This window comes from Devosia pacifica, from assembly GCF_014652635.1.
GTDB classification, from domain to species: domain Bacteria; phylum Pseudomonadota; class Alphaproteobacteria; order Rhizobiales; family Devosiaceae; genus Devosia; species Devosia pacifica.
Map to the genome: position 1 here is coordinate 426,083 of NZ_BMZE01000004.1, position 6,298 is coordinate 432,380.

Genomic DNA, 6,298 nt, shown 5'->3' on the forward strand with positions numbered 1-6,298 from the left:
CGCAGCCGCGTGGCTCGGGATGGGCTTTTTCGCTGTCGCCGCAAACGGCGGAGCGACCCCATCGTCCAGATGTTGGAGAGCGTCTTGCAGTTGAAAAGCCATACTATGCCGCCACAAGCTAATGCTCTTCTTGACCTGGTCAGGGCAATATCGGGGACGTCTCTTGCCGGGCTCTATCTGCATGGCTCGTTTGTGGGCAGCGGCCTTCAAGAGCTCTCAGATCTTGACTTCATCCTCGTGGTAAAACGGCCGCTCAGCGAGGCGGAACGGCAAGCGTTTTTGCGTGACTTGCTATCGTTGTCCGCCCACCATCCCGCGCGCGTGACCAAGCAACGCTGCCTCGACGTTCTCTGCGTGACAGCCAACGAGTTGCAGCGTCCATCCTATCCGGGCCATTGTGAATTCATCTATGGCGAATGGCTGCGCGAGGGGTTCGAAGCCGGCGCTGCGTTGGCGCCGTTCATCGATCCGGTGGTGACCCTGCTGGTCGCGCAGGCTCGTGAAGAGGCTGTGCCGCTTCACGGTCCGCCGCTGGCTGACCTTGCGGATCAGTCCGTCGAGCTGTTGGTGCCACGCGCCTTGCTTGATTCACTGGCACCATTGCTTGCCGACCTGCAGTGGGACCAGCGCAACGTGCTGCTTACCCTCGCCAGAATGTTGCGAACGGCGATCATCGGCGACTTCGTCTCGAAAGATGCAGCGGCACTTTGGGCCGCTGAGCGGTTGCCGTCCGCTGCGGCGCACACGCTGAGGCAATGTGGACTGGCCTACCGTGGAAAGTTGACCGATTGGCAGGCGCGGCCCGACGACGCTGAAGAACTGGCTGACCATCTCGGGCAGAAGATCACCGAGGCGCTGACGTCGAAACATCGTCTCTAGGCTAGCCAGACCAGATTTTCAGCGAGCCTAATGGCTTTCAATGAGAGGAAGGTTTCTCAACGGTTTGGGAACCAGCCTGTAAACTGCGCGAGAACCTGTAAACCGACCACCGGCGCCGTTTATGGGGAAATAACTCAAAGATTTGAGAGGCTTATGGTGCCGGCAGCAGGGTTCGAACCCGCGACCCCCTGATTACAGATCACGGTATCGATCTCTTGGGGCTCGGCGTCGAAGTTTGCGGTCGAGGGATGGATGGAGCGACCCCATCCGCCAAGCGGCATATGGTTCGCGCTGACACAGAACACTGCGCCAGCCCTCTTTCCAAGGCGAGATCATAATTGGCAGGACTGACCTACCGCCAATTCTGCCAGCCTCATACACACTGGATCAGATGATCGGCCCGAGAAAAGCGGCGGAATGCGTTAGGGGCCAAACGGACAAGCGGCACCATTGCCACGCGACGCTTAGGCGATCGACTGCAGCAGCGCCTCCGCGGCACGCGTCAGGTCGCGCGACAGGTCCATGCGCAAATGGGCAAACTCCGGCCGGGCCAGCACTGCGCGGGCGGCGGGAGGCGGGTTAGTGTTGGGCCACATGCCGACGAGCAGTGTTCCGATCATGAAAATGGCCCAGCCGCAATCAGTCGGCGTCGCCCCGGGTAACCGCGCCTTCAGCGCGGCTATAAGGCGGGTGTTCTGTGCATCCATATGCAGCTTGGTGGTCGCGATGGTGTCTTCCGAAACATTCTGCTCCAGTGTGTTTGCGAGGATGGCCATCAGTGAACAGCAGCGCGGATGCGCCAGGAAAGTTGTGCTGATGGCATCGGCCAAGGCTGGCACGTCAGACGCAACGCCGATGGCGTCTACCATGGCGTCGACTAGCTTCACGAATTCTTCGCGAAACATTTCAAGCAGTACCTGCTCGCGGCTTTCGAAATAGCGATAGACATTGGATTTGGTGAAACCAGCCCTGGCCGCGATGGCATTTAGGCCGGTGCCGGAGGGGCCTTCGGCGTCGAACAGTTCGGCCGCCGCCGCGAGCAATTGTTCGCGGCGGAGCGTGATCTGTTCGGGCTGTCTGGCACGCTGAAAGGATGGGGCGGGAGTCATGCCTCCAGTCTAGGCCGCCCGGGAGGTAACAGGGAAGGGGACGCCTGTAAGTTTCTCCGATTCCTGCCAAAGACGCCGCGCCATGGCCACGTCGAGTGCTGCTACCGGGGTCGTCGCGACGCCGGCCGGGCCGCGCACTTCAAACAGGCCCGTTGGGCCGTAGTACCCGCCTGGTACCGCATCGGGAGCGGTGGCGGCAAAAATTGTCGGCAAGGCAGCCTTGGGAACGGGCGCAAACAGGAACGCCAGGTTGCGTCGCGCAAAGGCCGCTGGGCCTTTATCGCCCATGCCGTTGACGATGAGGTCGGTGCGCGCGACGCCGGGATGGGCTGCCAGGCTGGTCAGGCCCCAATTGTTGGCTTGGCTGCGGCGTTGCAGTTCGAAGGCGAACATCAGGCAAGCCAGCTTTGATTGGCTATAGGCCACCATTGCTTTGTAGGGCTCTGACTGCAGATTGCTAAGGTCGATCTTTCCCTGCCGCGCGGCAACGCTCGAAAGCGACACCACGCGTGCGCCGGGCGCCGCCCGAAGCAGCGGAAGCAGGTGAGTGGTCAGCGCAAAGTGCGACAAGTAATTGGTGCCGAATTGCAGCTCAAAGCCGTCGCTCGTGGTCTTGCGGGTCGGCGGCGTCATCACGCCGGCATTGTTGATAAGAATGTCGAGCGGTTCGCCCGCGGAGATCAGCCGGTCGCTGAACGCCGCAACCGAGTCGAGGCTGCCGAGGTCGACCATTTCGAAAACTATGTCGGCATTAGCTGCGACGCCTCGAATGGCGTTGACGGCTTTTTTGCCTTTCTCGGAATTTCGGCCGGCGAGGACGACGCGCGCGCCGTGCTGGGCCAGCATGCGCGCGGTTTCGTAACCCAACCCGCCTGTGGCGCCGGTGACAACCGCGGTCTTGCCAGTCAGATCGGGAATGTGACGTTCGGAAAAGCTCATGCTGCGCATCCTGGTAAAGAACCAATGTTCTGTTATTAGAAGAACAGCGGTCTGTTGTCAAGCGTCGGCGCTGTGGGCTCCGAGTCGGAGACCTATCTGTTCAGGTTTGCTAGGGGGGAAGTTGTGCGAAATTTTTAGTTTGGGCACAGACTGCTGCGGAGATGGACGCCTTTTGTGCACCCTATCTGGAACCGGAAGCCCGGCGGCCATTGCTGCAATGGACCCGCGAAATATCAGTAGGAGGCGAACCAGCCATCACTGCGCGACGACTGGAGCGCGGATGCGGCATTGCGGTCGTCACCGATCACGAAGCTGGCGTTGGTAGCGAAGCCGGGCGCGGTGATAGACAGGGTATAGATCGATCTATGGCGAGCTGAGGTGCCTAATCTATCCATCACCGACGTTGCAGCGAGTACACACTTCCTGCCTCTCGACAAACCAAATGAGATTTCTACTGCCTTGCAACGTTGGATGCCGAATTCGGGCGTGCCGGTCAGCATGGGGACTGGCAGGTTCTGGCAAGGCAGCTTGCGACGTGCTCGACGAAAGACCGCGCTCGATCTGGCTGCTCGATACGTCGACCTTGAAGAACCTGTGGCGTCTGTTCTCGATTGCGCCCGAGAGCAATCACCTAGCCCGCGCTCTTGGCGCGGAACATGGCGGCGAGTTATGCTGCTGATGCCGCAATCGAAACCAGCAATAATCCCGCACCAACCGTCGACTGATGCGGCCGTCTCGACCACCAACGAAAGAGCCAACGCATGAAAATCGTCGCTGTGACCCCGTACTTGGTCAAGGAATGGCGGACCATGCTGTTCGTCAAGGTCGAGACCGACGAAGGTTTCATCGGAATTGGGGAAGGGGGCCTAACCTCACGAGAGTGGGGCGTCGCCGGTATCATCGATGCGCTTGCGCCATTGTTGGTGGGGCAGGATCCGATGCGTTCGGAGCACCTGTGGCAACTGATGTGGCGCAGCGGCTTTCACCCTTCAAACCAGGTGCTGACTTCAGCCATCGCTGCCATCGACATCGCGCTGTGGGATATCAAGGGCAAGGCGCTTGGCGTGCCTGTCTACCAGTTGCTCGGTGGGAAAGTTCGAGACAAGGTGGACACCTATTGTCATATGGCGGCCGCTACGCCGGAGGAACTGCTTGGCCTTGCCAAGCAACGCGTAGCCGAGGGTTGGAACTGCCTTCGATGGGACAGTGGTCCATTTGGTGACATCGTCTATGATGCCCGACACGCAGTGGACTGGACCATAGAGGCCTTCCGGCTGTTGCGAACCGAGCTGGGGCCAAAGGTCGAACTTGCTTTCGACGCCCACACCCGGACCAGTGTGCCAGACGCAGTACGGCTCTGCCGAGGCGTTGAGCCATATCGTCCAATGTTTATTGAAGATCCATTGCGGATTGAAAACCCAGAGTCCTACCGCCGCCTCAGAGAGCAGACGGCAGTGCCTATTGCCGCGGGCGAACAGCTTGGGACAAAGTGGCAGTTTCGCTCGCTTATTGAGGAAGAACTGGTCGATTATGCGCGCATCGATATGTGCATTGCGGCGGGTTTTACCGAGTCGCGAAAGATTGCAGGTTGGTGCGAGACGCACTTTATCGACATCGCTGTGCACAATCCAATCGGTCCGGTTTCTACTGCTGCCTGTCTCCACCTGAACATGGCTACTCCCAACATGCTGGTACAGGAGTTGCCGCGTCGACCAGGCGAAAGCCTTAGCGATGTGATTACAGGAGGGCATCGGTGGGAAGATGGCTGGCTCGTTCCCTCCGACGATCCCGGGCTCGGCCTTGAGGTGGATTGGGAAGGGCTTTCTCGTTACCCGTTTGAACAAGCCAGTCTGCCGATATTCTATCGTGAGGATGGATCGCTTACGAACTGGTGATGCGGGTGAGCCGCTCCCCTTGGCTAATCAGAGAGTTGATTCAGCGATCACAGGCGGCTTCTGTTCGCCGCCGTGGTTTCTCTGTGTAAGCCTAGACGGACGTGTAGCTAACTCGAAATCCGTTACCTGCTGCCGGCTTCGGAATGGCTCCACGAACTCTACGTGAGGCGGATGGCTGCAATAGGGGTCATATCGGCCTGATCGTTGAACTCCATCGAGCTGACCTGCGCGCTGACGACGGTCACATGTGGAAGCCAAACCTAGCTTTCCAAAAATCCGAATCCTCGCTCAACGGTTCTTTTGGGGTAGCGATCTTGCCGCGCGCGTTTCTTCCTAGCCCGCTTTGGCCAAAGGAGAAATGTAATGGGTATCTCACAATATGACCCTGCTGCTGCAGGACGACCTGCCTGGAATGCCGGCAGGCATGTTGGCGCCAAGCGCGCATTGAAGATCAGACAAATCTGGTCAATCCGCTTCTTCCTCCACAGAGAAGGAAGGATGAGAGACCGAGCACTTTTCGATCTTGCGATAGACAGCAAGCTTCGAGGCTGCGATCTGTTGAAAATCAAGATCGGCACACTCGTAGCTGGACCCGCCATCGATCGCGATCGATGGTGATTCAACAAAAGACAGGTAGACCCGTCTAGTTCGAGATCACAGCTGACACAAGAGCCAGCCTGCTTGCCTCGCTCGAACGACGCGGCGGTACGATCGATACCTCTGCGTCGATGTCGAAGACGCTTTATCGCTTTCCGAGGCCGCCGAGATCTGATCCCCAAAGTCTTCGCCGGCGGTGAAAATCTAAGATCGTTGGCTAAGCGCCACATTCCTGAGATACAGCGTGCAGCGGCTCGGCCTAAAAGCGGACCTACGCCACTGCGTAACTAGCGTATTCAAGCGTGGCCGGCCTTTGCAGGATTCCAAATCCAGTCGGACTGACACCAGATCAACTGATAGAAGTTGGATTAGAATTAATATGATTATTCCTCGAACAACTCAGGTAGTGAAGAAGTCCGCATGACCGAGCATTGCAAGCTCCAGCTTGGCAGGAAATGCGGCCAGGTGCTTTCTCATTTCGCTTTGAGCTAAAGTAAGGTCGCCTGTTGCTACAGCCTCAAAAATCTGAGCATGCTGATCGACAACCTTGTTCATCTTTGGAGCGTCTTCCTTACTCAGTTTGCACACCCGTCTTGAGTGCATTCTGACGCTCGCAAGGGTCCGCCATGCAAAGCCCACCCCGCCTGCATGGCACAGCATTTCATGAAAATTTTCGTCGAGAGCGGAGAACGCGGCTTCATCACCTGCCTCAGCGGCTTCCCTTTGTAGGGACAGCTGTTTTTCGAGGATCTTCCTTTGGTCTGACGAAACGTTCCCGGTTAGCCGCGCGACCACCGCGAGTTCAATAGCTTCGCGGACAAATCGCCGCTCGAGGATTTGGGCGCGAGAGATGGGCAACACGAGTGTGCGACGATGCGC

At 58.4% G+C, this 6,298-nt stretch carries 6 protein-coding genes and 1 pseudogene; 4 read left to right on the forward strand and 3 right to left on the reverse strand.

Features of this window, described 5'->3' with window-relative positions:
- Positions 1–84: 84 nt before the first annotated feature.
- A complete protein-coding gene (locus IE127_RS18370) occupies positions 85–879 on the forward strand; it encodes an aminoglycoside adenylyltransferase domain-containing protein (protein ID WP_189427231.1) in 795 nt (264 codons plus the stop codon).
- Between the two features lie 464 nt (positions 880–1,343).
- Here IE127_RS18370 and IE127_RS18375 read toward each other — a convergent pair whose 3' ends face one another.
- Together IE127_RS18375 and IE127_RS18380 are read right to left on the reverse strand one after the other, a co-directional pair.
- A complete protein-coding gene (locus tag IE127_RS18375) occupies positions 1,344–1,988 on the reverse strand; it encodes a TetR/AcrR family transcriptional regulator (RefSeq protein ID WP_189427232.1) in 645 nt (214 codons plus the stop codon).
- Positions 1,989–1,997: 9 nt separating this feature from the next.
- Positions 1,998–2,927 (reverse strand): SDR family oxidoreductase, encoded by a 930-nt coding sequence (locus IE127_RS18380; protein WP_210310545.1) that lies wholly within the window; start codon positions 2,925–2,927, stop codon positions 1,998–2,000.
- A gap of 535 nt (positions 2,928–3,462) precedes the next feature.
- Here IE127_RS18380 and IE127_RS18385 point away from each other — a divergent pair.
- The 3 genes and pseudogenes from IE127_RS18385 to IE127_RS18395 form a co-directional block, all read left to right on the forward strand.
- Positions 3,463–3,606: a hypothetical protein gene (locus IE127_RS18385; RefSeq protein ID WP_189427234.1), complete on the forward strand. Its 144-nt coding sequence runs from the start codon at positions 3,463–3,465 to the stop codon at positions 3,604–3,606.
- 130 nt (positions 3,607–3,736) lie between these two features.
- A complete protein-coding gene (locus IE127_RS18390; RefSeq protein ID WP_189427235.1) occupies positions 3,737–4,822 on the forward strand; it encodes a mandelate racemase/muconate lactonizing enzyme family protein in 1,086 nt (361 codons plus the stop codon).
- 363 nt (positions 4,823–5,185) lie between these two features.
- A pseudogene (locus IE127_RS18395) lies at positions 5,186–5,559 on the forward strand (site-specific integrase); the annotation flags it as partial.
- A gap of 259 nt (positions 5,560–5,818) precedes the next feature.
- Here the strand turns inward: IE127_RS18395 and IE127_RS18400 are convergent.
- The coding region (locus IE127_RS18400) for a GntR family transcriptional regulator (protein ID WP_189427236.1) at positions 5,819–6,298 on the reverse strand (480 nt) is incomplete at its 5' end.